The 25,403-nt window shown below is 62.1% G+C and carries 24 protein-coding genes; 18 read left to right on the plus strand and 6 right to left on the minus strand.

Going from position 1 to position 25,403, the window contains the following annotated elements:
* The first annotated feature begins 8 nt into the window (after window positions 1-8).
* The 3 genes from N5J29_RS01545 (at window position 9) to N5J29_RS01555 (ending at window position 2,393) form a co-directional block, all read left to right on the plus strand.
* On the plus strand, window positions 9-518 hold the full coding sequence (locus tag N5J29_RS01545) for a lactoylglutathione lyase family protein (protein WP_033836000.1): 510 nt from the start codon (window positions 9-11) through the stop codon (window positions 516-518).
* A 177-nt stretch (window positions 519-695) separates the two neighbouring features.
* On the plus strand, window positions 696-1,154 hold the full coding sequence (locus N5J29_RS01550; protein WP_229298441.1) for a hypothetical protein: 459 nt from the start codon (window positions 696-698) through the stop codon (window positions 1,152-1,154).
* A 120-nt stretch (window positions 1,155-1,274) separates the two neighbouring features.
* Window positions 1,275-2,393, plus strand: a complete 1,119-nt coding sequence (locus tag N5J29_RS01555; RefSeq protein ID WP_049402762.1) for an NADH:flavin oxidoreductase/NADH oxidase — start codon at window positions 1,275-1,277, stop codon at window positions 2,391-2,393.
* A gap of 215 nt (window positions 2,394-2,608) precedes the next feature.
* Here N5J29_RS01555 and N5J29_RS01560 read toward each other — a convergent pair whose 3' ends face one another.
* Window positions 2,609-2,962 (minus strand): hypothetical protein, encoded by a 354-nt coding sequence (locus N5J29_RS01560; protein ID WP_043033501.1) that lies wholly within the window; start codon window positions 2,960-2,962, stop codon window positions 2,609-2,611.
* A gap of 26 nt (window positions 2,963-2,988) precedes the next feature.
* On the opposite strand from N5J29_RS01560, the gene N5J29_RS01565 reads away from it, so the two are divergent.
* Complete coding sequence (locus N5J29_RS01565; RefSeq protein WP_043033500.1) at window positions 2,989-3,324, plus strand: hypothetical protein; 336 nt, start codon at window positions 2,989-2,991, stop codon at window positions 3,322-3,324.
* A gap of 5 nt (window positions 3,325-3,329) precedes the next feature.
* Window positions 3,330-3,953: a TetR/AcrR family transcriptional regulator gene (locus N5J29_RS01570; protein ID WP_043033616.1), complete on the plus strand. Its 624-nt coding sequence runs from the start codon at window positions 3,330-3,332 to the stop codon at window positions 3,951-3,953.
* Between the two features lie 589 nt (window positions 3,954-4,542).
* Here the strand turns inward: N5J29_RS01570 and N5J29_RS01575 are convergent.
* From N5J29_RS01575 to N5J29_RS01585, 3 genes are all read right to left on the minus strand, one after another.
* The gene (locus N5J29_RS01575) at window positions 4,543-5,571 is read right to left on the minus strand and encodes a hypothetical protein (protein ID WP_049402763.1); all 1,029 of its coding nucleotides are present in this window, start codon (window positions 5,569-5,571) and stop codon (window positions 4,543-4,545) included.
* A 234-nt stretch (window positions 5,572-5,805) separates the two neighbouring features.
* A complete protein-coding gene (locus tag N5J29_RS01580; RefSeq protein WP_033836002.1) occupies window positions 5,806-6,411 on the minus strand; it encodes a hypothetical protein in 606 nt (201 codons plus the stop codon).
* 151 nt (window positions 6,412-6,562) lie between these two features.
* Entirely contained in the window at window positions 6,563-7,537 is a 975-nt protein-coding gene (locus N5J29_RS01585) for a DNA-binding protein (RefSeq protein ID WP_164152745.1), read from the minus strand.
* A 104-nt stretch (window positions 7,538-7,641) separates the two neighbouring features.
* On the opposite strand from N5J29_RS01585, the gene N5J29_RS01590 reads away from it, so the two are divergent.
* Window positions 7,642-8,718 carry a site-specific integrase gene (locus tag N5J29_RS01590; protein ID WP_049453654.1) on the plus strand — a complete coding sequence of 359 codons (1,077 nt, stop codon included), beginning with the start codon at window positions 7,642-7,644 and terminating at the stop codon, window positions 8,716-8,718.
* 101 nt (window positions 8,719-8,819) lie between these two features.
* Window positions 8,820-10,784, plus strand: coding sequence for an AAA family ATPase (locus N5J29_RS01595; protein ID WP_024956865.1), 1,965 nt, complete (start codon window positions 8,820-8,822; stop codon window positions 10,782-10,784).
* A 168-nt stretch (window positions 10,785-10,952) separates the two neighbouring features.
* On the opposite strand, the gene N5J29_RS01600 is transcribed toward N5J29_RS01595, so the two are convergent.
* The gene (locus N5J29_RS01600) at window positions 10,953-11,654 is read right to left on the minus strand and encodes an adenylate/guanylate cyclase domain-containing protein (protein WP_197623417.1); all 702 of its coding nucleotides are present in this window, start codon (window positions 11,652-11,654) and stop codon (window positions 10,953-10,955) included.
* 2 nt (window positions 11,655-11,656) lie between these two features.
* On the minus strand, window positions 11,657-12,577 hold the full coding sequence (locus N5J29_RS01605; RefSeq protein ID WP_088428977.1) for a TIR domain-containing protein: 921 nt from the start codon (window positions 12,575-12,577) through the stop codon (window positions 11,657-11,659).
* Between the two features lie 133 nt (window positions 12,578-12,710).
* On the opposite strand from N5J29_RS01605, the gene N5J29_RS01610 reads away from it, so the two are divergent.
* From N5J29_RS01610 to N5J29_RS01660, 11 genes are all read left to right on the plus strand, one after another.
* Window positions 12,711-14,243, plus strand: coding sequence for an adenylate/guanylate cyclase domain-containing protein (locus tag N5J29_RS01610; RefSeq protein WP_043033494.1), 1,533 nt, complete (start codon window positions 12,711-12,713; stop codon window positions 14,241-14,243).
* A gap of 597 nt (window positions 14,244-14,840) precedes the next feature.
* Window positions 14,841-15,587, plus strand: a complete 747-nt coding sequence (locus N5J29_RS01615; RefSeq protein ID WP_128990601.1) for a Pycsar system effector family protein — start codon at window positions 14,841-14,843, stop codon at window positions 15,585-15,587.
* 916 nt (window positions 15,588-16,503) lie between these two features.
* Window positions 16,504-16,743, plus strand: coding sequence for a hypothetical protein (locus tag N5J29_RS01620; RefSeq protein WP_126412177.1), 240 nt, complete (start codon window positions 16,504-16,506; stop codon window positions 16,741-16,743).
* Window positions 16,744-17,463: 720 nt separating this feature from the next.
* A complete protein-coding gene (locus N5J29_RS01625) occupies window positions 17,464-17,787 on the plus strand; it encodes a hypothetical protein (RefSeq protein ID WP_024956858.1) in 324 nt (107 codons plus the stop codon).
* Window positions 17,788-18,162: 375 nt separating this feature from the next.
* A complete protein-coding gene (locus N5J29_RS01630) occupies window positions 18,163-18,879 on the plus strand; it encodes a hypothetical protein (RefSeq protein ID WP_141653547.1) in 717 nt (238 codons plus the stop codon).
* Window positions 18,872-19,705 carry a hypothetical protein gene (locus N5J29_RS01635; protein ID WP_164152751.1) on the plus strand — a complete coding sequence of 278 codons (834 nt, stop codon included), beginning with the start codon at window positions 18,872-18,874 and terminating at the stop codon, window positions 19,703-19,705. The genes N5J29_RS01630 and N5J29_RS01635 overlap by 8 nt, the downstream gene beginning before the upstream one ends.
* On the plus strand, window positions 19,705-19,965 hold the full coding sequence (locus N5J29_RS01640) for a hypothetical protein (protein ID WP_164152753.1): 261 nt from the start codon (window positions 19,705-19,707) through the stop codon (window positions 19,963-19,965). Before N5J29_RS01635 ends, N5J29_RS01640 begins: the two co-directional genes overlap by 1 nt.
* A 64-nt stretch (window positions 19,966-20,029) precedes the next feature.
* On the plus strand, window positions 20,030-22,789 hold the full coding sequence (gene mgtA, locus N5J29_RS01645; protein WP_197623402.1) for a magnesium-translocating P-type ATPase: 2,760 nt from the start codon (window positions 20,030-20,032) through the stop codon (window positions 22,787-22,789).
* A gap of 30 nt (window positions 22,790-22,819) precedes the next feature.
* Window positions 22,820-23,560: an MgtC/SapB family protein gene (locus N5J29_RS01650; protein ID WP_065176105.1), complete on the plus strand. Its 741-nt coding sequence runs from the start codon at window positions 22,820-22,822 to the stop codon at window positions 23,558-23,560.
* A gap of 119 nt (window positions 23,561-23,679) precedes the next feature.
* Window positions 23,680-24,735 (plus strand): ATP-binding protein, encoded by a 1,056-nt coding sequence (locus N5J29_RS01655; protein ID WP_164152757.1) that lies wholly within the window; start codon window positions 23,680-23,682, stop codon window positions 24,733-24,735.
* The gene (locus tag N5J29_RS01660; protein WP_065182324.1) at window positions 24,728-25,369 is read left to right on the plus strand and encodes a response regulator transcription factor; all 642 of its coding nucleotides are present in this window, start codon (window positions 24,728-24,730) and stop codon (window positions 25,367-25,369) included. Before N5J29_RS01655 ends, N5J29_RS01660 begins: the two co-directional genes overlap by 8 nt.
* Window positions 25,370-25,403 lie beyond the last annotated feature (34 nt).

The raw sequence follows: 25,403 nt of genomic DNA on the forward strand, positions 1-25,403 counted from the left end.
GGTGTGCCGTGCCTGCCCTACCCCCTCCCTACCCTCGCGCCTTCTCCCACATCGGCCTGTCTGTTACCGATCTCGATGCCGCGGTTTCCTTCTATACAGAAGTCTTGGGCTGGTACCTCGTCATGCCGCCGACCAGGATTGCTGAAGACGAAAGCGCAATTGGCGTGATGTGCACGGATGTGTTTGGGCCTGGATGGGGCAGCTTCCGCATTGCACATCTATCCACTGGTGACCGGGTTGGAGTCGAAATCTTCCAGTTCAATAACGCCGAGCGTCCCGCGAACAACTTCGAGTACTGGAAGTCGGGCGTCTTCCACTTCTGTATTCAGGATCCGGACGTTGAAGGCCTGGCCGCTCGGATTGTGGCAGCTGGTGGAAAGCAGCGAATGCCGGTTCGAGAGTACTTCCCAGGGGAGAAGCCCTATCGGATGGTTTACATGGAGGATCCGCTGGGCAACATCCTGGAGATCTACAGCCACAGCTACGAGCTTACGTATTCAGCTGGCGCGTACGTCTAGCTCCACGCACACCCTCAGCCAGCTTTCGACTGCCAGGCAGTCCTCGCCAAACTGAGACACGACGGTACGGAGCAAGTGTCTCGGCTGTAGAAGTCAGAGGTCTGCAAGTTAGAAGCTGGCGAACGTAATTTTAACGATTCATCGGCGAGCCGCGCCGCTAGCCCTAAGGAGCATATGATGAAAATGAACGGCATTCGTTGGCCGGAAGGCTACCTTCCTGGTTACACCGAAAACTTTGTCTCGAATGAGCTGATCGTCCTCGGCCTTGCCGCAGCTGATGTTTGGCCGTTGCTTGAAGAGCCACGTCTGTGGCCGACCTACTACGGAAATTCAGCCAATGTGCGCTTCCACGATGGCGCCGGCCCTCTGTTGCGAAACGGGGATCGATTCTACTTTGAAACCTTTGGCTTCCCGTGGAGGCTCAATGCGTCGAGCATGAGGCTCCTACCTCCGAGGGTCCGGGCCGGATCGCTTGGCATGGCTGGGCCGGTGAGCCCGGGTCTGCCGATCGACTTGACGTTCATCATGCGTGGATTGTCGAAGACCTTGATGGTGGCCGAGTGCGGATCCTCACGCAGGAGACGCAGAAGGGACAGCCTGCAGAAGCCCTGCGTCTGGCCAAGCCGAATCCAATGATCAATGGTCACCAGGATTGGCTGGACGGCCTGGTGGAAGCAGCTCGAGCCGCCAAGTCAACGTCCTAAGCCGGAGTAAATCCCCGTGCTTGCTCCTCTTGCTCTCCCCAAAGCCCCGTTTATGTCTGCCCTGTTTAGCCCATTCGAGCTCAAAGGTGTCACTCTTAAGAATCGTATCGCGGTGCCGCCCATGTGCCAGTACAGTGCGGAGGACGGCCGTATCAACGATTGGCATCTCAGCCACTATGCCGCGCTTGCGCGCGGAGGCGCTGGGCTCGTGATTGTCGAGGCTACCGCCGTGTCTCCGGAAGGACGCATCACCCCGGGATGTGCTGGCCTGTGGGGTGATGAGCAAATTCCAGGAATGGCAGCCATCGCTTCTGCCATCAAGCAAGGCGGTGCCGTAGCTGGCATCCAGATCGGCCACGCAGGGCGCAAGGCTAGTGCAAATCGGCCATGGCAAGGCGATGACCACATCGCAGCCGATGATCCCGCAGGATGGGCGATCCTTGGTCCCTCGCCGATCGCCTTTGGCGGCTCGCTCGATAGAGTTCCCAACGAGATGACGGTTGAGGACATTCATCGCGTTCAAGCGGATTTCGTCGCTGCAGCCAAGCGTGCGCTTGCTGCAGGATTTGAATGGCTGGAGCTTCACTTCGCTCATGGCTATCTGGCGCAGAGCTTCTTCAGCCCCGACAGCAACAAGCGGGAGGATCGCTACGGTGGCAGTGCGGAGAACAGAGCACGCTTCCTGCTGGAGACATTGGCGGCCGTCCGTAAGGTTTGGCCCGAGCATCTGCCGCTGACCGCGCGCTTTGGAGTTGTGGAGTACAACTCGCGCGATGGCCAAGCACTGGTCGACTCCATTGAGATTGGCAAAGAAATGCGAGAGTTGGGGCTTGATCTGCTCAACGTGAGCATTGGCTTCAGTGCTCTTGGTGGCCGCGTCCCATGGGGTACACAGGCGTTCCTGGCACCCCTTGCTGAGCGATTTGCTAATGAAACTGGGCTTCCGGTGGCCACAGGTTGGTGCATCGATGATCCACAGACTGCCGAGCGCGTTGTAGCGGACTGTCAGGTTGACCTAGTGATGATCGGGCGGGCCCACCTATCCAATCCGCACTATCCGTACCAAATGGCCATTGCGCTTGGCCAGGAGCTCCCAGCCAGCGTGCTACCCACGCCTTACAGCTATTGGCTGAGCAGATACAAAGGCCCGGGCAAGGCGTCGGCTCAATAGGAGCGAGCCAGCCCCCTCCTCCATCGAGCAATAGGGGCAAATGATCTGGCTCCCATCGAGAATCCCTAACGCCATTGCAAGCTGCTACCCCGCCTCAACACAGGCGGGGACAGGCACCATTAAAGTTGCTCCGCCTTGTCCGCCAGGGGTCACCGAAGCGGCTGCGTGAGCGAGACGGGATGGGAGGTCTGACTAGGCGCCGAAGAAGACTCGAGCTAGCGAGAGGCACTTGGCCGACGCTGCCTTGCCGGCATGCTCAAGCGCGAGCGCTCCGCCGCCGACAAGATGACCATCAGCACAAAGGGGTTGGCTACCTGAATCATGACTACGGACGTCTCTGAGATTGCACCTTGCAGCAGGAGAATCATCGGAATAGTGAGTAGGGCATGGAACAACACTCCCGCACCAACCAAAAGGGCTAGTGCTCGATAGCTCATACGACCCGCGCCAAAGGATGTGTAGATCATCCAAGCGCAGAGGGGGATGAAGATGATGATCGCAGTTAGCGTTCCCGCGCCGTAGCCGACCCCGAGAATCAGCGGGATCACGTGGAAGACAACGTTGATCATGATGATGCTGTAGATCGCATAGCCCCTTGAGCCAGGGCAAGGCTGGAAAGATTGAAGGCGGCGATCGCCTGCCCTGGGTGAAGACGCGTGGTGAGGACAACTACGCGATCTCAGAGCAAATCGGCTGGCAGGTCCATGTCTATGGACGAGCCAGTACTGAACTAAAGGGCTGGTGCGACAGCCGCGGCATGGCTCTTCGCGAGTTTACCTGGCACGAAGAACATGGCCGCGCTGGACGTCAGCAGGACGCTGTCTACGTTCTGCGGCCTGACACTTGGGTGGGATTGGCACAGCCAACGCAGTCCCTAGACGAGCTGCAGCGCTATTGGGATTCCCGCATGGGCAAGAGATTGAGCACGTGAGCGAGATGCAACCTAAGTGGAGTCGTCGCAAGGAGGCGCGGCCGCTCGAGATTGTAGACGCTGCGGTAGATGTTTTCCTTGAGAACGGCTTTGCTGCCGCAAAGCTCTCTGATATCGCGAAGCGCGCACGAGTCGCGAAGGGCACGATCTACCTCTACTTTGAAACCAAGGAAGAGCTGTTTCGAGCCGCAGCGCGCCAGTTGATCTCCACAAATCTGGAAGGCCTTGAGACGGCACAGGCGACCTTCGACGGGTCGATTGAGGAGCTAATCCCGACGCTCCTCCAGCGAGCGGTCTCATCAGGTGGCGATGCCCGCTTGTCTGCAGCATTGCGAATGGTGCTATCGGAGAGCCGAATGTTTCCTGAGCTTGCGAGGATCTGGCATGACGAAGTTGCATCTCGCATGATCCGGCTGGTGGCAAGCGCTGTCGAGCGGGCGCAGGCCAAGGGGACCGTCCGCGCCGGCGACTCAAATCTCATGGCCTTTTCAATCATGGCTCCGATCGTAATGGGTGTGCTGTTCCACGAGCTGTTCGGGACCTCGAGTCCGCATGCACCTGCGCTGGACAAACTTGCGTCCCAGCATGCTTCAATGATCCTTCATGGCATCACTGTGGATGCGATGTAAGCCGCCCTCACGGAGTTGTTAAGGGTTAGGCCACATCTATCCCTCCATGATTGAGATCAGTTGTCCTAGCCCTGCGACTTCGAGGGTGATCGTCTGCCGGCCAGAAGCAGATTCAGCGCGGCACAATCCTAGCCAGCGCATGCGCCCAAGGCATTGCTACTTGAAGGATGGGCAGCCATTGGCAAGCCACCAGCAGGCTACCGTCCTTCGTCGCCCCATGCGCACCGTCACGCAGTTCGAGCAGGGCATCCGGCCCGGGTTAGTCGTCCATCCCGCTGCAGACGATCAGGTCGAAACGACCCGTCGGCCACTCCTGCAGTTTCTGGGCGCAGGCCGCCGGAAGCGATAGAACGTTGAGTGTCGGTCCGAGGGCTGGCGCACCTCGTAGCCGCTGCCTCGATATCCCCCCGAGAACCGCTGGCCGAACGCAAGCGTCAGCGCCTCCACGCTCAGCACCACGTTCCAGATCCTTCGTGGCCCCACTTGCCGCTTCGCTTCCTGCGTTACGACGGCCAGCGCAACGGCCCCGATGACCGCGGACTGGTACCGGAGTTCAGGCACCACTCGCCGAGCTCCCGCGCGCCTGCGATCAGACGAAGACCTCATCGAGCAGGTCCCGCAGCGCGCCGTTCAGCCTCGGGTCGCCCTGTCCCTGCAAGGACAGGTACAGCGACAACGGGTCCACGACGGTGCCCGCGCCACCCAGGCGGGTGGAGTACGCCCAATGCTGCACGTCTGCATAGCCCTCGCCGGCCACGGGAAACCATTCCGGCTCCGGATGCCGACGGAAGCAGTCTCGTCCGATCGCAGCGATCGGACGCGATGGCGCCGCCAGTTCGGTGAGAACGGACAGGCCGGTTTCTCCCGCAGCACGACAATGATCGGCCAGCAGCATGTCCAAGCCACTTTTGCCGATGCAAGTGGTGCGCAGCACCGGCGAGCGCAGCCGCGGCAGCGCGACCGCCCACAAGGAGCGGCGCGCTTTCAAGAACCGTAGCTTCGTCTCCCGCCCCTCGCGCTGGGCGCTGACGAGGTTAGCCGCCACCAGTTCACGGGCGACCCGCGAGGCAGTCATGCGTGAGTAGCCTGCCTCGCGCGCCAGGTCGAGCGGCACCCACGGGACGCTGCCAGGGATGCCGCGCTCCTCCAAGTCGGGCCGCAACAGGGCCGCGATCAGAACCGCTTGTGCCGGATGGCTCAACCGCTCCCCAGCGGATGTGAGCACCCTTGGAGACGAATCGCGCTCGCGTAAGCTCATCAGGAAGCTCGGAGCGAACAGTTGGCTACCAGGCACAACGAAATCCACCCGAGACTCGATGAGCTTGGAGCGAATGTAGGGCGAAACGCCGGAGAGCACGAGAATGACCCTCAAGCCGGCCTTTTCCGCCAATCGATGCACCTGCGCGATCAGCCGCAAAGGTGGCAACGGTTCCGTCTGCGCCGGGACGGTGGCCAGCAGCACCCTGTGGCCGAGCAGGTCAAGCTCGGCCAGGCCGAATAGGGTGGCGAGGAAGTGGGGTAAGCCGCGCGTCTTGGAGCTGGGCCAGGGCTCGAGCTCACCGACCATGTCGGGTAGTAGACCCTGAAGATAGCGGGCTGCGGCGTCGAGGTCGTTCATAGCAGCGAATGTAACGGAGGTTCTTTACCGTAACAAGGCGCGGTGACAGTGAAACTGCTCTGTTACAGTCCAGTGCACCAGGCCCCTGCTACATCGCCAGGCGAGTTCCCCCGTTCAGACGCCAGCTACTCCCTCCGACTCCGCACGATTTGCCGGATAGCCCTCGGCAGTGGATTACTAGAGAGAGGTTTGTGACTATTACCGCGTAGTTGTAACGAACAGCATTTGCATGGGCTATTCATTAGGCAGCACGATTGTGTCGTAGTTGAAGTCTCGAGGCCGCTGACCGGTTGCCTTGATTGCTTCTTCGACGGCTCTATCGAGCATGAGCAGGTACTTTTTAACGATCTCGCTCCCCCGCCCCTTTTTCATCTCTTCTTTTCTCAGAAAGAGTTCCTGGATCTCCTTAAGTGCACTCACAGCCGTTGCTGATTGCTGCAGCGCAATCGCCAAGGATCGGTTCGGCACGTCAACATAGTTGACTGAATCGAAAGCCTTATGAAGCTGGGTCAGATGCGCCAAGATCAGCCGGGGGCCGCCGAATCCTCCCTCGAACTGCGCCAGCATCAGTGTCGCTGGAAATCGCGCATAGGAAATCAGCTCTATGAGGGACTGTGTGACCTCCCGTCTCCTGACTCTGGCGTGCCAAAGGGGGATCAGTCCCGCGGCGATGATGGCTGCGATGCTGCCGATCGCTTGCACCCACGCCGGCCAGTCAAGCGCTAACGTGGCGGATTTGGGACTCGGCTTGCTCATGAGTGCCCAAGTCAAGACGGCTCCTGCGGCAAAGGTCATCACAGCGACCACCGCCCAATCTCTGTCAGTTCTTCCCTGCTTCATGGCGTTCCTCCTCCGGCGTGCTGGTTTCTACCGTTCGTACGGGGCCTGTCGCGCCGTGCTCTCGGGCGCGGTCGAGGATGAACTTTGGGGGGGGGGGCGTGTACGTCCTCCAAGTCTTTCGGGGAAAGAAGCCTTGATCGAATGGATGGCCTCAAGTCTTAGATTTCCTGCTATTGGGTTCTTGTGTCGGCTCGCCCACTCTTCTGGGCGCGGTGCGGCGTGGCTTGCTTTGCCTGCTTGGCGTTGCCGTGTTCGCTCTCCCTTGTCGGAGTGCCTCGGTAACTTGCCGAGTGGTTTCCTTCAGTGACGTCAGCTGCGCCTCCAAGCCATCAGCCCGCGCGTTCACGCCTTCCAGTCGGCGCAATGCCTGTTGCTCGCGGTTGGCAGCAGCAATGGCTTGTTGCTCGCTCTCTCGCAATGAGGTGGCCAAGGCCATGCGCTCCCGCCCCCACTCCTGCTCGGCTGACCGCAACGCCTGGCGATGCCGGTCAACCTCCGTATGGGCACGATCCTCCACTGCCCTGACGTGCGCCTGGAGCGCCCTCCTCTCTTCTTCGTGAGCGGCCGCGGCCTCGCCCAGACTGCGGCGTACGGCATCCAGTTCCTGCTCGAGTCGCTCCGCCCGTCCATAGGCTCCATCGCGTTGGCGCAGCAGGTCTTGTACTTGTGCCGTCATCTGGGAGACCTGTGCCGCCAACTGCTCCGCGGTGGTGGCGGCGGCCTGAGTCTGGACCTGAGCCTCCCTTTCGCGCTTCTGGCTGGCCTCAATCGCCAGCGTCAGGGCCACCCGGTCCTCCTCCAGCAGGCGCTCGCGTTCCTCCAGTGCGTGCCTGGTCGACTCCAGCTGGATCTGAGCGAGCTCGCCGGCATCCTGCAGCGCGGCCTGCCACAAACGCTGGCTCAGGTGAGCTACCCGCTCTGGGATGCCTGGAACCGCCGCCTCAATGGCGCGCTGGCGCAGGCGAAAGCCTACGGTCTGCCACCAGGTCTCCAGCCAACGCGTGACGGTGTTGGGCGAGCCGGTGCCCAAGTGGGCTCGGATTCGCTCGACGGTGGGACGTTCGCCGGCGGCGATGATGTCGTCCGCTGCCTGGTGCACATCCAGTTCGCTGATGCCCTTGGCCATTGGGTGTCCTTCTGCGGAACGGTGAGAATTGGCAGGCCATGTCTGATAAGGCATATTTATCAGATGTAGCTCAACCTAATCATAGTGCACAATACATAGTACATATGAATAATATCACTGCTGCGTCAGGGGAACTCGTTTCGGGGCTGGTTCCGGAGCGGCTGGCCACTTCCGCCGCAGAAGCGGTGCGAGACATCCTGCAGGAGGCCGAAGCGCCTAACACCATTCGCAGCTACGCCGGCGCCCTGCGCTATTGGGCGGGCTGGTTCGAAGGGCGCTATGGCAGGCCCATCGCCCTACCCGTCCCCCCGGCGGCAGTGGTTCAGTTCATCGTGGATCACATGGGGCGCTCAGGCGATTTGGGGCTTCGTTGGGATCTGCCTGCAGACTTGGATAGTGCCTTGGTGCATGCGGGCCTGAAGAAGAAGCCTGGGCCGCTGGCGTTCTCCAGCCTGGTCCACCGGGTGGCGGTCTTGTCGGCGGCCCACAAGCAGGCCCGCCAAGACAACCCTTGCGAGGATCGCGCCGTGAGGACCCTACTGTCCAAGGGGCGCAGGGCTTCTCACAAACGAGGCGAGCGCCCGGCCAAGAAGACCGCGCTGTCAGCCGCAGATCTGCGCGCAATGGCGGCCACCTGCGACACCTCGCTCAAGGGGAAGCGCGATCGCGCCCTGCTCTACTTTGCCTTTGCTAGCGGCGGGCGCCGCCGCAGCGAAGTCGCCGAGGCGACGGTGAATCACCTCACCCGACTGCCCGAAGGCGGCTACACCTATCGCTTGGATCACGGAAAAACCTTGCAGTCCGGGCCAGTGGTTGGCAGCAGCCCCGACAAGCCCATCCTGGGAGAGGCAGCCACCGCACTGCAGGACTGGCTGGACGTGGCCGAGATTACCGACGGCCCCCTGTTCCGGCGCGTCTGGCCACGGTCATTGGGCGGCGCGCTCAGCGGCAAGGCGGTCGCCGCCATCGTTAAGGACCGGGCGCGGTTGGCCGGTCTGGACGGGGACTTTGCCGGCCACAGCCTGCGCTCGGGCTTTGTTACCGAAGGTGCGCGGCGTGGGGTGGCCCTGCCGGCGCTGATGGCGATGACCGATCACCGCTCCGTGGCCAGCGTGATCGGATATTTCCAGCAGGGCGGCGTCGGCAGCAACCCCGCCGCGCGCCTGATGGATGAGGACTGAGCCTCCGGCCCGAGCGGCCAGCAGTGCGCGTTGAATGTGCCCCGCTCGGGCCCTATCCTGCACAAGACGCGCACCATCCACGGCAGGAATCAGGGGGCAGCATGAAGCTAGTCAAGGCACGGATCCGAAACTTCCGTTCTGCAGAGGATTCCGGAACGTTCGATGTCGGAGAGCTGACCTGCTTGGTCGGTAAGAACGAGGCGGGCAAGACTGCAATTCTGACGGCGTTGTTTGGTACCCGTCCCATCGCCGACCAGTTTGCTTACGACACGGTGCGCGATTACCCCCGCCGCTTCCTCACGCGGTATGAGGAACGCCACGACGACGAACCCGCACCGGTTGCCACCCTGACCTGGGAGCTCAGCCACGAAGACCAAAAGGCGGTCGCCGACGTCCTGGGTGCCGGCGCGTTAAGTAGTACGACCGTTGACGTAACGACAGATTACAGTGGCCACAGCACTTGGAGCATTCACGTCGATCCCAACGTGGTGCGCGCGTTTCTGCTCGACCAGCACGGTGTGGCAGGCGAAGAGCGGGAGAAGTTTTCCAAGATATTGCTGGATCGACTCGTGGTCGAGATAGATGCGCACCCCGAGCCGTCTGACCAATTGCAGGCGGTCAAGCGGTCCATCAGCGGCTTCCGCAAGGGGAAACCAGTGCTGGCGGCCATCGATATCCTGCAGAAAAGGATGCCGGCGTTCTTCTATACCTCTCACTTTGATCGCATGTCCGGGGAGATATCGCTGGACAAGCTGTCTCGTGACACCCAAAGCGGCGCGACGATCTCCCCGGGTGACCAGATTTTCCTCGACTTCCTCGAGTACGCCGGGACGTCGGTCAGCGAATTGCAGTCCAGCACACGCCTGGAAGAGCTCAACGCACGTTGCCAAGCCGCCTCCAATGAAATTACCGATGAGATCTTCGAGTTTTGGAGTCAGAACGACGCGCTCAGTGTAGAGATAGCGCTTGCCCAAGGCCTCTCCGAGGATCCCGCCCCCTTCAATAGCGGGACTGTTGCCAAAATCCGCATTCGGAATGACAACCACAAGGTTTCGGTGCCCCTGTCTGAGCGCAGCGCCGGATTCGTCTGGTTCTTCTCCTTCCTGTCGCAGTTCAAGCAGATGCGAAAGAGGAACCCCGGTGCGATCATCCTTCTGGATGAGCCTGGATTGACGCTACATGGAAAGGCGCAAGCTGATCTGCTCCGCTACATCATTGAGCGTCTACTCCCCGACCACCAGGTCATCTACAGCACCCACTCGCCCTTTATGGTGCCGGCCGATCGTCTTGCGGACGTTCGCGTCGTCGAGGACGTTGTCACCTACGACCAGCGTCGCCGCCCCACCGTTAAGGGCACACAGGTCTCCGCGGACGTCCTGAGCGTCGATCAGGACACGCTGTTCCCCCTTCAGGCCCATCTCGGTTACGAGGTTACCCAAAGCCTGTTTGTGGGAGCGCATACCCTGTTGGTCGAAGGACCTTCGGATGTGCTCTATCTTCAGGCGGCATCGCACGCGCTCAAGCAACGCAAGCGCCAAGGCTTGGACAGCCGGTGGGTGATCTGCCCCACAGGCGGCATAGACAAAGTGCAATCGTTCGCCTCGCTCTTCTCTGGCAAGGGCATCCACATGGTCGCCTTGTGTGACTACGGCAATGGCGATAAAGGCAAGGTGCAGCGGCTGAGGGAGTCTCAGATCATGAAGACTTCCGGCGTCTTGGTAGCCACGGATTTCACCGGAAAGGCGGAGAGCGACATTGAGGACTTCTTCGCACCCGCCGTCTTCGCCGACATCCTCAACGGTGCCTACGGTCTGAAGGGAAAAGGGCAAATTTCCGCCCGGCAGTTCAGCCAAGACGGTGCCCTGACGCGCCAGGTCAAACAGGCCGAAGCACTGTTTAATGTCATGGGGGCTTCCGTTCCGCCCCTGGATCATTTCACTCCCGCCAACTGGCTCATCCAGAATCAGCACGTGCTGGCCGCGGAAACTACGGCCATCAATGAAACGCTGGAGCGCTTTGAGAAGGCCTTCGCTGAGATCAATGCGGCGCTAGGGGCCGGTGCGTAGATGAACCTCTGCCAGAGCTCCGCAATGGCAGCGGGTTCCTCTCCCGGCGCGCACTCATCGGAGGGCAGGACTCGGCTGCCTGACTCCCGCGCCATGAAATCGGCCTCTAACAGTGCGCCCTTTCCCTGCCATGCTGGCCCTGCGAATGCCGGGTCCGCAGAGGGCGCTTTAGACGCGCCAAGCCCAGTCTGATCCGTGAATGCGGCGACCACCCTGCCGGTTCCAGCGGAACGCCTCCCACATCAGAGTCGGCGGCGTTCCACCGTACTTCAACTCATCAGCCAACCGGATGAACACCTCATCGGTAATCCAGGTTGACGGGGCAAGGTCCAGGTCCGTGAGCTTGGCCGCATGATTGGCCGCGCGTCCAACCCAGACGATGTCGTTGCCGCCTCGAATACCCGTGCGAGCAGCTCGGATTGGGCTGCTGTCGATTCCGACGACATGCCTCACGGTACCTGTCCAGTCGGGGTACTGCTGTTTCAACGCTGGCATGACGATCATCTTGACCGCATAGTTGATTTTCAACCCGGCCTTAGCCGCCGGCGTGGCTTGCCGGTCACCCACCCAGATGCCCATGACACGATCTCCGTCGTAGGAGGTGATCTTGCCGCCCTCTTTCCTGATGATCGTCGCTGCACAGTGCAGGAACGCTTTGTAGATCTCTGCACTCAACTGCCAGGCTTCGGTGTCGACCATACTCGTTGAGCCGTTCAGGTCCGCGTACAAAACAGTGGCACGATCAAACTCCACTGCGTCATTGCCCAATCGCAGATCTTCTGGATCGGGTACAACTTGACCTCTCCGTGTAGACCATCGGGTTTGTGCTATCGCCTGCACGGCGGCCGTCATCTCTTCCAGCAGTGCCACCGTCAGTCCCTCGGCCCAGCTTCGAGAATGCGGGAGCGAATTTGTTCGCATGCCGGTGCAATCAAAGCCCGGGCGTCCGGGCCAGGGGTGTATCGGTAGGGGACGGTCGTGAGCCCCGTGAGATCACTGGGAAGCTTCAGCTTGTCTTCGCGCGGCTCCATCAAGAAGGCGCGCCGACGCCCCAGGAATCCAATGAACATACCCAGTTCAAAGACGACGTTGTCGCGCATGACAGGCCACTCGTCACCGCGGCTGATGACCATGTCATCCGCGTGGGCCACGGCAATGGCAAAGTCTGCCTGTTCCAGCTGGCGCTCGAGCTCGTCAAGTGTGTAGTTGGCGGCGCGGAACACCCCGTGGTCCCATACCACCGTCAGGAACGGGTCGTGCTCGAAGTGCTGTACCAGCAACCGCGTGACAGGGAGCGCCTCCACCGACGACATCACAAAGACCCGGACCTGTCCGCGAGGTTGGGTAATCATGTGATTGCGCTCTTTTAGACGGCGCGAAAGGGTCGCGGCCAGCCGCCGCCAGATGACGGGGTGTGAATCCGCAATCCTGCTGAAATCGATTTCCGGCACCTTTAGCACTACGGTCGGCTCGCGTGCAGTAACAGTTGCCGCCCGCAGTTGCGCCGGTTCGATGGCTGCCATTTCGCCGACGTGGTCCCCAGCCCTTCGGGTATTAACCACTTTGCCGTTGACCAGCACGTCCACGGAGCCGGAGACAATGAAGAAAACGTCGGTCTCTGGGGCGCCCTGAGTGATAAAGGCCTGCCCTGTCCCCACGTCGAGCAATTCCCCGGCCTGTGCCAGCTGGGCTGCGGCCGCGTCCAAGCCGGCCAGCAGGCGGAACTCAGCCAAGGCGGCGATCAGTCGCCTGCCATCATCCGCCGCGAGGCGCTCGACGATCCCAGTCCCCATACTGCCCCCTTGAAAGTGTGAACTGGGTCCCAATATACGCCCAAAGGAGCTGGAATGAATCCGGCTGCCAGCCACGCCGTAGGCGACGCGACCCGCCCGGCCTGGCCTCCTCTTGGGCGCAGGGAGTAGCACGATGGGACACAGCTGGAAAAAAGATCGCACCAAGAAGCGCATTGCCACCCGTTACGCCGAAGTCCGCGACGTGGACATCCGCGATTACAAGCGGGAAACCTCGCTGGTGGATATTCCAGTCAATCGCGCCTATCGCGTCCAAGGGGCGCATGTCTACATCGACATCGTCAATCTGGCGGACATGCTTAGCTGCACTGACATCGAAGGCGAAACCTGCCACAAGCGGGCCCTTCGATTCCTGAATCAGCACTACCGCGCCGTCCATCGCATCCTCGTTGAAAGTGATGCCATCCGTGTGGACTTTCACAACCAGCGGCTGCATGCGGTTGTGACCAAGCCGTACGGCGATGCCAACGAACGCGCCCGGATCGAGCGCGCGGTTGCGATCGCCCAGCTCGCCATCGATGTGCTGGCTGAAACGGGCGACTCGGACGCGCACATCCCCAATGCCCAGGTTCGTGTCGGCATTGACAGCGGGATGGCGTTGGCCGTCAACAATGGTCGTCGCGCCAGCCGAGAACCTCTTTTCTTAGGCTCCCCAGCCAATCAGGCGGCCAAGTGTGCCGGGCATGGAGGGGCTGAAGGCATCTACCTGACGCACGGCGCACGTGCCGTGCTTGAACTGCCTACCTTGACCGGCAACAAGGACCGCACCACTTCGCTGACCGATGCTCAGATTTCCGCATGCGTCGAGGCCGCTGCACTCGGCATTTCCAAGTCGCGCATCATCGAACTCTGGAAAGATGAACAGGCCGAGCTCCCTATCGGCGAATTCAAGTTCAGTCGACCGACGCCTCCGCTTTCTGATCTGGACTTCTCCCTGCTCAGCGCGGCGAACTCAAGGCGATTTGATGGCGTTTCGATCTATGCCGACATTGACGGATTCACCGACTTCGTGGACAAGCACTTAGAGGAGGATCCCGAACATCTGGTTCGAACACTGCACGTATTGCGCTCTGAGCTGGATGCGGTCGTACACGAGGATTTTGGAGGGCGTCGTGTCCGTTTTATTGGCGACTGCCTTCATGGGGTGCTGCTGGAGGGCACGTCACAGACGACAGATGCGCAGGACACGGTCAGCACCGCTGCCCAGTGCGCGGGTGCATTGCGCAGCAGTTTCTCCACTGCCCTAGAGCAACTGAGCGCCGAAGGCGCGGAAGTGGCAGAGCTGGGATTGGCCATTGGCTTCGAACTTGGCCCCCTTGCCATTTCCCGCCTGGGCATGAAGGGGAGCCTTCTGCGGTGTGCCACGGGGCGAGCGGTGTTGGAATCTGAAGCCCAACAACGACTCTGCGACGGTGTGGAGACGGCCATTGGTGAAAATGCCTACAAGGCCGCCAGCGCCGCGATACGGACCGTCTTTACCGACAAGCGAAAGGCGGCGAACCTAGACTATGCCGCAGCGGTGGAGGAACTCGCCGCATCCGGGGACCGCGTGGCGAAGGCAACACTGGAGGCACACTACGCTGAAGTGGCACCCGCAGTGGCTCCTGCGCTCGCGCAGCCGATCCGTCCTCATGTGGCCGCGACGTGACGCCAAGGCCTTTGGAGCTGCTGCAGCGCGTGGCACCGGACTACGGTGCCACGTTGATCGTAGACCCTGTCGGGGGGCTGGTTGGGATCACAGTGGTTCGGGCCGGCGGAGCCGAGTACGCATTTAGATTGCTCGTCTCCGTTGCAGGCGAGCACGTCTCAGTGCGCGAGATCGCCGACCCCGGCATGCTGCCGGGGTTCTGTCCCGATCGGCATATCAACGGTGACCGTAGCTTCTGCCTCGGCTGGGGAGAAGACAATCCGAGCCGGATCCAAGACGAAGCAGCAGCGAGGCATTGGTGGGCCACGGTCTACCAGTACCTGACCTACCAGATCGGCGCGAACGCCCGCCGGGTCTTTCCTGGAGCGGAGAACGGCCGCGCGCACGGTCGTGCTGCGCAGCATCAGGCCAATGCTGAGCAGGCAGCCGAACGACTGGGTCCGGCATTCAAGGCAGATGTGCTCGCGGGGCAGTTCATGGTCCGCAAGGATTCGCGCCCTCAGAAGCGGAGGCTCGAGCTCTGGCACGGCAAACTACTCCTTGCTCGGGTGTCGACGCGCACTGAAACCTTGGTCGGGAGACCCCCAGTCTGCCCATGTGGCCGCGATCCTGACGGTGCGATCACTGCATGTGGCGACCACGCTGCGGCCCTGGTCACTTTCATCTTGGAACAGCACCGATGTGCGCTGGCCGACACAGCTTTCCTTGAGGATTGTGCGGCTGCAGGAGCGCGCTGCTGCGGAACGCTGGACATCTGCGGTCTTCGATCTGCCATCAAACGAACACAAACCGTATCCCTCAAGACAGAGAACTCACCCCGTGCAAGAACCTCAAAATTCTGGCGGCCACCCGCCAAATCAAAGCGACCGCGTTAGTGCCGCTTGGCAGCAGCTGAATTTGGTCTTGGGCTTCTTCTCCCGTGTAGACACAAAACTCTCGGTCGGCCTGGGTATCAACCTGGGCATGCTTGCCATGATCGCGACGCGGCTGCCGAAACTTGATGAACTAACGGCCCTGATCTCGGTTGTGGGCGTTTTGTTCCTTACACCGCTTACTGTTAGCTTCTGGCACCTGTGGTACGGATATTTTCCGGAACTGCGAGGCGGGTCAAATTCGCTCATCTTCTTTGAACGGGTGTCGAGCATGGCCGAGCACGAGTTCTTGCAGAAGTGCGCGGAGCGTACGCTGATGGAGTTCGAGGAAGACCTCCTGGGTCAATGTTGGCGCAATTCCAAGATTCTCTCGTCAAAATTCAGCTGTTTGAAGTACGCGTACATTGCCACTGTTCTGGCAATCGCCCCATGGATGGCACTCATCGTTGTGCTGCCTCCGCCGGCAAAGTGACACACAAGTGGCTTCTGCTCATCCAGTTGTTGAGCCGGAGCCCCGGGCAGCGCTGACAGGGCCGGGCCTTCCGGCCCAAGTCGGCCCAAGGTGAGAAACGGTGCTGGCCATTGCCGGAGTTTGGCCATCGGCTATCACACGCACGTCGCAGTTAGCTCCCTTTCGGAAGGGGATGCCAGCCTAGACGTGCAGCAAACTCACGACGATAGACGGTGTCAATCTGGGGCGGGGCTCGCCGGACGTACTCTTCTGCGAGCGTCGCAGTTTGCCCTGAGAGGCTTGCGAGGTAGGCAACTGCTTCTTCCACTGATGGGACGCGTTGATTTTCCCCGTTGAACTTCGGTGGCAGCGCCGTCCATAGCACAGTGGTAATCCCGCGAGCAGCGGCCCAGTCAGCGAGCCCAGGAATACTCGCCGGTGCTGGACAGCCATGTGTCCAGACCCCCAAGTGTCGCTCCATGTTCTTTGAGGGAATGGCTTCCCGCTCACGCAAGGCTCGCTTGGCGTCGCCCTCGTCGTCGGTACCAGCCTCAACCCAGAAGGAGGTGACAGCAGACGCGGCCGCATGCATGACCAACGTAAGCCGTCCATTGCCGGATTGCCTTAAAAACTCTACGCAAACCGTTGGCCCGTCTGCCAGCCACTGTCCACGAACCGGTAGACCGTCGGGTTGCCATACCAGCGACCCCCAACCAAGATAGGCAATCATCTTGAGCCTCTACTCGACTGCGACAGCCGTGCCGCCCACCACAAGCGGCTCATTTCGTAATCGGTCGAGCCTTTAGTCTCTGCGCTCACCATCCTGGGTGCCTCCTCGTCTCAACAAGACTCTGTATTGATAGCGCTACCGCGCCATCTGCCGCGATGTTGCGCTGCAGGGTCCGACGCCGGGCGAGAAGAAGCGCGAAGACGGAGCATGCTGCTGATTGCGGACTACCCGCAAGAGCGGGTGACGCATGCCTGGGAGATAGTCGAACCCGCTGTCTTCAAGCTCAAGTACGAGGCGGGAGAGAACCTCATGCTGCAGGAGCAAGCGGCGTCGCGACGATGCAATCCGAACACCCCGGCACCCTGTGAAAGGAAGCACGAAATGGCTGAAGTACCAGAACAGCTCTTCGGCAATAAGCTGGATGGGACTATCCTGCCCCACCAGTAGCAGGCAATCGTGCAGTGCACGCCCCAAGGCAAAGCAGTCATGCCGTCTGCCCTGCTCATGGGCGACCCTCAACATCACCACTAGTGCCGCCAGGCTATCCAGAGTGCCCAGCCCGCACAAGCCCTCGGTGATCTCTCGTAACCGACGGTCTCGGCGGACAAACATGCCGGCTCGCAAGCTCGCTCCGCTGAACACTTCCAGTTGCACAGGTGCACTGAGCGACATGAGTATTGATTCTCCACAACCGCCAAGTGCCTCGTGGACATTCAGAGCGGCCCAGACCGGTGAACATAGAACCATGCGGGAGCCGGGATAGCGCGCCTCGGCTGCTGCCTGCGTCGCCTGGGACGGGACGTGTTCCGCATGGGCATATTTCACCCACACATTGGAGTGGCAGCCGGGACGCTCCGGGGATATCGACTGTCCGAGCGCGTATGCGCTGGATAGGCCCATTCGGCTTCGCAAGCATTCAAACCACAATCCGACACTGAGTGATCGCAGGCAGTACGGCACGGCTCGGTTGGCGGGAAGTATGCTCGTGCTTGCACGCATGCGGGCAAGTCGCGCCTCGCCGTAAAAGGGTATCTCTTTGAGCGCCATGGCCGTGCCCCTCCCCATTCACCTTTGATGGGTAACGAAACGCGAGTTTGTTACTCCTTCCACCATCCGTATTAGAGGGGCAGAATCAGGAGGACACAAGCGACGGGGTGTGACCACGCCATGACGGAGCGGACCAACGAATCAATCCTGGCCCCGGAACGCCGTGAGATCGAAAGAGAATTGACCTTTCATTTCGGGCCTCTCATCGGCTATGAAAACTTGCCGCGAGCTCTTGGCTATCGCTCCAGCCACGCGCTCCGCCAAGCAGAGGCACGCGGAACCTTGCCCGTGAAGATATTCAAAGTGCCCGGCCGCCGCGGCAAATTTGCCTTTGCGATGGACATCGCCGACTGGATGGTTGGGCTGAGGGCCGCGATCAGTCCGCCGGCAGTATCTGGCACCCCGCAAGATGAAGCGGCTGCTCTGAAGCCCAACCAGGAATGACGCCCCACAACCCAAACTCAAGGGGCCGGGCTTGTAGCGTTTCAAGAACAGACTCAAGACGTCCCCGAAGATGCGCTCGCCGAGCGCCGAGGAGAGTACCAAGAGCCGGAAACTAACATCTCCGAACCCTGGAAATGACTTGCCCCCGTTGGCGCGGGGGCAAGTGACATCTGTTGGAGCAGATGGTGGTGAAACTCAGCCTGTACCCTGAGGCTCACCCTTTTCCTTGACAAAGTCAAGCGACTTCCCGTTCGCGCGGAGGGGTGCGCCCATTTCCTCCCCATCTCATATGGCGGAGGCGAACCTGAATGGGCACCTTGTTCCAATCTCGAGACCGGGCAGACGTTCGCAAGCCGACGGCTGAGGAGCAGGATGATGACCGCAGGAAAAAGCGCGACCGCCAAACCGACGGACGAAGACCGCCGTGAGGGGCATCTGCCCCATTCCCCTCTCGAGCTAGCACGCGGCAAGCGCGACCGCCGCGAAATCTTTGTATTTCAGTCCCCGAAGAATGGGCGGACCGTAACGGTGGCCGACCTGGTCAACTTTTGCCAGGCGCTGATGCTCGAATTTGACCCCCAGGTGGAGATGTATGTTGAGAGGCCGCGTCGAATCACGGTAGGCGAGAAGCGCAACCTTGAGTTGAGCTTCTGGGTCGGGCGGAGGGATGGCACCCAGCACTACCAGTTTGTAATCCCTACAAAACGGGTGGCTTCACTGAGCGTTGGCTTAGTCAAGCTTCCCGCAGATGACGAGCTCATCCACATGGCCTTGAATCAAGGGCTCGTATTGCGACTTGTCCACGAAAACTCTCTGGCATCTCGCGCCAGCGAGGTCGCTGTTGCCTACGAACTACTTCCGCTTGTCTGGGCCAATGCAAAGATCGCGGGGGCCAGGCAGTTGGAAGTGAGGATTGAGGACATGCTCCAGAACGTTGAGCGCCTCACCATGAGCGCATTACAACTGCAGACGGGCCAGGCCCGGTTCGCAGTGGCTTGCGCAGTGGCAAGCCTCGTCTACACCGGCCGCGTACAACTCGTGGACTATCGCCCAGGGGATCCGGATGCCCTCGTGGAGGTGCGTCATGGCTAGGTACGAAATCTATGATCAGGCGACACTCGACGAGTGGTACTCCCCACATCCGGTTGATATTGCACCAGATCATCTCTCCAAGTTCCGCGTGGCCAAGGAAGCACTCACCGCCTTGCTTCTGGGCCGTTCCACCATCACCGCTATATCCCGGAGATATGGAATCTGCCACAAACGCCTGAAGCGCATGGCAATGAAAGCGCCCACGATAGCCCACGATGGCATGCCGCACGGATTTCGCGTATGCATTCCATGGGGCAGTTACTCGACTGAGCTTTCCTTCGAACCCGCGGAATTGCCGCTGGTTCCAGGAAGATTTGCGTGGCACAAAGTCTCCGAAGCTGTGCCAAGTGTTAAAGCCTTGATCGATGGCTTTGCAACCCATCCGCCGCCGGGCCGCCCTCCAAGCGCGTTCGTAAAATTGCACCAACGAGTCCTTGCGGAGCTGAAGCAGCACAACCTGGAGGACAAATTCCCCCTGAACGATCCTGGCAAGGGGAAGCGCTCGCTGCTTGCTTTGCTCAAGCGGCGGCAGTCGGCAGTAGCCGACGTGGACCTTTATGAACCTCAATCGGCATCGAACGCTCCTGTCGCTTTGGAGCAAGCAGTACGGATGGGCCTGTTCGCCAGAACGGAGTTTGACGCGCACCAAATCGATGTTGAATGCAAGATCTCCATCGATATGCCCAATGGCGCGCGTGTTACGCGCAAAGTGTCACGGCTATGGCTTCTCATCGAAATAGAGACTGAATCCAGGGCGGTAACGGGATGGCTTCTCTGTGTCGGCCAGAGCTATGACAATCTTGCTACATCACCCTGCGCCGCCTGATGCGTACGCGCGATGTCACCGCCCTGCGCAGCCAGCTGTGGGTGCATGGCCCAGTGCTGTTTGCGCGTTCGCTGGCGCTGGGCTCGCCACGCGTGGTGGCCGACGTCCTTTCGTTGCTGCCGATCAGCGAGCGCATCAGCGTCCTGCGCCATCTGCCCTACCCCCTCCGCGACGCGATGAAGCCGCTGTGCATCGGCGGCAGCCAGCGCCTTCGCATGCAGCCCTGGTCGCCTGACGTACTGGCCCTGCGCTCCGCCTGAACGGCGACGCGACGCCCTGCCCCCTGCGTGCCGGTCCTGCGCCGGCCCCATCAAGGAGTTCCCCATGAGCCTGCTCAATGCCTGGTTCAACGCTTTCCTGCGCAGCCGGCGCGCCGGCAACCTGTTCCGGCGCCGGGCGATGCCCGAAGCCGGCTTCGGTCCCGGCAACAGCGGGAGCGTACCGTTCAACCTCACCGCCGGACTGGTCACCTTGGCGCAGCTCGATGAAGCGCACCTGCTGAGCAGGCTGGACTCGCACGCCGATGGCCTGGGCCAGCACGAGGCGGACGAACGGCTGGCCGCCCTCGGCCCGAACGAAGTCGATCACGAAAAGCCGCTGCCGTGGTGGCGCCACCTGTGGCAGTGCTACCGCAATCCGTTCAACCTGCTGTTGACCGTGCTGGCAGCGGTCTCCTGGCTGACGGAGGATGCGAAGGCCACGGTGGTGATCGGCGCGATGGTGCTGTTGTCCACCCTGATCCGCTTCGTCCAGGAAGGGCGTTCCAACCGCGCCGCTGAACGGCTGAAGGCACTGGTGGGGAACACGGCGCGTGTACTGCGGCGCACCCCTGGAACGGAAGCGGCAGACCTGGCCGATCAGTACTTCGGTGCGCACCTGCACAGCCGGCGGCCCTCACGGCTGCTGGACCTGCCGATCCGCGAGCTGGTACCCGGCGATCACCTCGTGCTCTCGGCCGGCGACATGATTCCGGCCGACTGCCGGGTGCTGTCGGCCAAGGATCTGTTCGTGGCCCAGGCGGCCATGACCGGGGAATCACTGCCGGTGGAGAAGTTCGCCCATCCGGGCGATGCGCAGGCCGGCCTGCTCGATCAGCACAACCTGCTGTTCATGGGTACCAACGTGGTCTCCGGCACGGCCACCGCAGTGGTACTGGCTACCGGCAACCGCACCTATTTCGGCACTCTGGCCGAGCGCAGCATCGCCAGCGACCGTGCGCCCACGGCCTTCCAGGCCGGGGTCAACAGTGTCAGCTGGCTGCTGATCCGCTTCGCCCTGGTGATGGTGCCGTTCGTGCTGCTGGTCAATGGCTGGACCAAGGGTGACTGGACCGAAGCCTTCCTGTTCGCCCTGTCGGTGGCGGTCGGCCTGACCCCGGAAATGCTGCCGATGATCGTCACCTCCACCCTGGCCAAGGGGGCGGTGCTGCTGTCGCGCCGCAAGGTGATCGTCAAGCGCCTGGACGCCATCCAGAACTTCGGTGCCATGGACGTGCTGTGCACCGACAAGACCGGCACGCTCACCCAGGACCGGATCGCCCTGGAACGGCATACCGACGTGTTCGGCCGTGACTCGGAAGACGTGCTGAAGTTCGCCTATCTCAACAGCCACTTCCAGACCGGCCTGATCAATCTGCTGGACCGCGCCGTGCTGGAGCACGTGGAACTGCAGAGCTCGCTGCGCCTGAGCCAGGACTACCGGAAGGTGGACGAGATACCGTTCGACTTCGAGCGCCGCCGCATGTCGGTCGTGGTATCCGAATGCGGGAATCACCATGAGCTGATCTGCAAGGGCGCGGTCGAGGAGATGCTCGCGGTGTGCTCCACCGTGCGCGAGAACGGCCACGACATGCCACTGGACGAACGGCGGCTGGCGCGGGTCCGGCAGACCACCGAGGAACTGAACGAACAGGGCCTGCGGGTTGTGGCGGTGGCGATGAAGGAAACCAGCGCGCAGCAGGCGACCTACACCCAGTCCGACGAATGTGGACTGACCCTGATCGGCTACGTGGCCTTTCTTGATCCGCCCAAGGAATCGGCTGCACAGGCACTGCAGGCACTGGCGATGCATGGCGTCGAGGTCAAGGTGTTCACCGGCGACAACGAACTGGTCACCGCCCGTGTCTGTGCCCAGGTCGGACTCGACGCGGACACGATCCTGACCGGCCCGCAGATCGAACGCATGGGCGATGAAGCGCTGGCACACGCCCTGCAGCACCACCGCGTGTTTGCCCGCCTGACGCCGCTGCACAAGGAACGACTGGTACGCCAGCTGCGCGCGCAGGGCAAGGTGGTCGGCTTTCTCGGCGACGGCATCAATGATGCGCCCGCGCTGCGCGCCGCCGACATCGGCATCAGCGTCGACAGCGCCGTGGACATCGCCAAGGAAGCGGCCGACATCATCCTGCTGGAAAAGAACCTGATGGTGCTGGAGGAAGGCGTGATCCAGGGCCGGCGCACCTTCTGCAACATGCTCAAGTACATCCGCATGACCGCCAGCTCCAACTTCGGCAACGTGTTCTCGGTGCTGGTGGCGTCCGCCTTCCTGCCGTTCCTGCCGATGCTGCCGCTGCAGCTGCTGGTGCAGAACCTGCTGTACGACGTTTCGCAGATTGCCATTCCGTTCGACAACGTGGACGAGGAACTGGTGCGGCAGCCGCTGAAATGGAACCCGACGGACATCGGCCGCTTCATGGTGTTCTTCGGACCGATCAGCTCGGTCTTCGACCTCAGCTGCTTCGCCCTGATGTGGTATGTGTTCGACGCTCGCACACCCGCCGACCAGGGCCTGTTCCAGTCAGGCTGGTTCGTCGTCGGCCTGCTGACCCAGACCCTGATCGTGCACATGATCCGCACGCCGAAGCTGCCGTTCCTGCAGAGCATCGCCGCGCCACCGCTGCTGCTGATGACGGGACTGATCATGGCCCTGGGCGTGATCCTGCCGATGAGCCCGCTGGCCGCCTACTTCAGGCTGCAGGCACTGCCGGCAGGGTACTGGCCGTTCCTGGTGGCGATCCTGTTCGGCTATGCCGCACTGACCACTGCACTGAAGAAGCTCTACATCCGTCGCTACGGCTGGCAGTAGGCGTTGCCGGCCGTGCCTGGGGAGATCCTGATGTCCGCCATCAACCTGAACCTGCCCGCGTTCAACGCCGGCGCCACGCTCGGCTCGCTGCTGAGCCTGTCCACCGCCTTCGTCCTCGGTGCCGCCATCGGCCTGGAGCGCCAGCTGCGCCAACGTACCGCAGGGCTGCGCACCAACACGCTGGTAGCCGTCGGCGCGGCGGTGTTCGTCGACCTGGCTGTCCGTTTCCACGACCTGTACGGCGGGCCGCCGTCGCCGCTGCACGTGGTCGCCTACGTGATCTCCGGTGTCGGCTTCCTGGGCGCGGGCGCGATCATGAAGGAGGGCGCGCAGGTCTCGGGCCTGAACACCGCCGCCACCTTGTGGGGCTCGGCGGCAGTGGGTGCCTGTGCCGGCATCAAGCTGTTGCCGGAGGCGGTGATGGCCACGCTGTTCGTGCTCGCCGCCAACACGCTGCTGCGGCCGGTGGTCAACCGCATCCAGCGGCAGCCCTTGCCGGAGACGTTCAGCGAAGCCGTCTATGCCATCAATGTCGTCTGCCAGCGCGAACAGCAGGCCGAGGTACTGGATCGCCTGCTGCTGTTGCTGGAACAGGCCCAGTACCCCGTGCGCGCGGTGGACCACCATCCGTTCGGCGAGCGCGATGTGGAGATCGAAGCGGTGCTGTATGCCACCACCGCCGATGGCGACGAGCTGGATGCGGTCCTGGCGGCGTTGTCCACCACGCCCGGCGTCCTGCAGGGGTTCTGGAATGCCAGCCTGGAGGAGTGACGCGAGATCATCGCGCGCACGTGCAGCGCGGCAGCCGCTGCCGTCCAGGTGCACACGCAGAGCCACGGGAGGCAGAGCCGGCTTTGCTATCCTTTCCATCCCGCCAGGGAGCTGTCCCGATGCCTTCGCTGTCGTCCCGCCGTCCACTGGTGCTGCTGGCCCTGATCGCCTCCGTAGTGGCGATCTTCCTGCTCGACACGTTGACCGACTACGCGGTGGCGGCCGCCTGCTTCTATGCGGCGGTGATCCTGGCAGCCTCGCGGGTGCTTTCGCCGCGCGGATTGCTGGCCCTGGCCGTGGCCTGTGTCGCCCTGACCGGCCTGAGCTTCGTACTGACGCGTTTCGGCACCTACCGCATCGGTCTGGTCAATTCGGTGATCGGCATGCTGGTGATCGCCATCACCACCTGGCTGGCGCTGAAAATGGAAGCCGCCAAGGCCGCCGTGCAGGAGGCGCAGGCACGCCTGCTGCGGGTCGCCCGCGCGTCCACCGTCGGTGAGCTGACCACGTCCATCGCGCACGAGGTGAACCAGCCGCTGGCGGCCATTGCCAGCAGCGCCGACGCCTGCCAGCGCTGGCTGGGGCAGGAACCGCCGAATGTTGACAAGGCACGGCAGGCGCTGTCACGCATCCTCGCCGACGCGCATCGTGCCGGCGATGTGATCGCCCGCATCCGCGGACTGACCCGGGGTGCGGCACCCCAGCGCGACACCTTCGACCTGAATCAGGCCGTGGAGGAAATGCTTGCGCTCTCGCGCAGCGAACTCGACCAGCATGGGGTGACCGTGGCCCTGCTGCTGGAGCCGGACCTGCCGCCGGTGCAGGCCGACCGCGTGCAGGTGCAGCAGGTGATCGGCAACCTGATTCTCAATGCCGTCGATGCCATGGAAGGCGTAGCGGTGGCCGAACGCCGGCTGTCACTGCTGAGCCGGCGCGACGGGCAACGGATCACCCTGAGCGTGCGCGACCGTGGCATCGGCCTGCCGGCGGAACAGCCGGAGCGCGTGTTCGAGGCGTTCTGGACCACGAAGTCGAGCGGACTGGGCCTGGGCCTGAGCTTGAGCCGCTCCATGATCGAGGCCAATGACGGCCACATCCGCGCGGAACGCGTTGCCGGCGGTGGCGCCTGCTTCGTGTTCGACCTGCCTGTTGCCATCGGGGACCGCCATGCGTAGACCCGCTGCACCGGCCGTCGAGCCGGCGCCCATCGTGTACGTGATCGACGATGATCCCTCGGTGCGCGCGGCGCTGGAGGATCTGCTGGCCTCGATGGGCCTGCAGGTACGGGGCTTCGCGTCCACCCAGGCGTTCCTCGAACAACCGCTGCTGGATGCGCCCGCTTGCCTGGTGCTGGATGTGCGCATGCCAGGCCAGAGCGGCCTGGAATTCCACCGCGGCATGCGCCAGCGTGGCCTGCACCTGCCGGTGGTGTTCATCACCGGCCACGGTGACATCGCGATGGGTGTCAACGCGATCAAGGACGGTGCGATCGAGTTCCTGACCAAGCCCTTCCGCGACCAGGAACTGCTGGATGCGATCCACAAGGGCATCGGCATCGATCGCCAGCGCCGCCGCGAAGGCGACGAACTGGGCGCCCTGCAGCAGCGCTGGGAGTCGCTGTCGGCCGGCGAGCGCGACGTGGTGGATGGCGTGGTCCGGGGCCGGCTCAACAAGCAGATCGCTGCGGACCTGGGCGTCAGCGAGATCACGGTGAAGGTGCGCCGCGCCCAGGTGATGCGCAAGATGGGCGCGCGCACGCTGGTCGACCTGGTCCGCCTGTACGACCGGCTGCGGGCCGGGCTGGACTAGCCTTATGGGAGCCATGAAATCTATGCGGAACGCG

The organism is Stenotrophomonas sp. GD03680 (assembly GCF_029844625.1).
Classification (GTDB): domain Bacteria; phylum Pseudomonadota; class Gammaproteobacteria; order Xanthomonadales; family Xanthomonadaceae; genus Stenotrophomonas; species Stenotrophomonas maltophilia_P.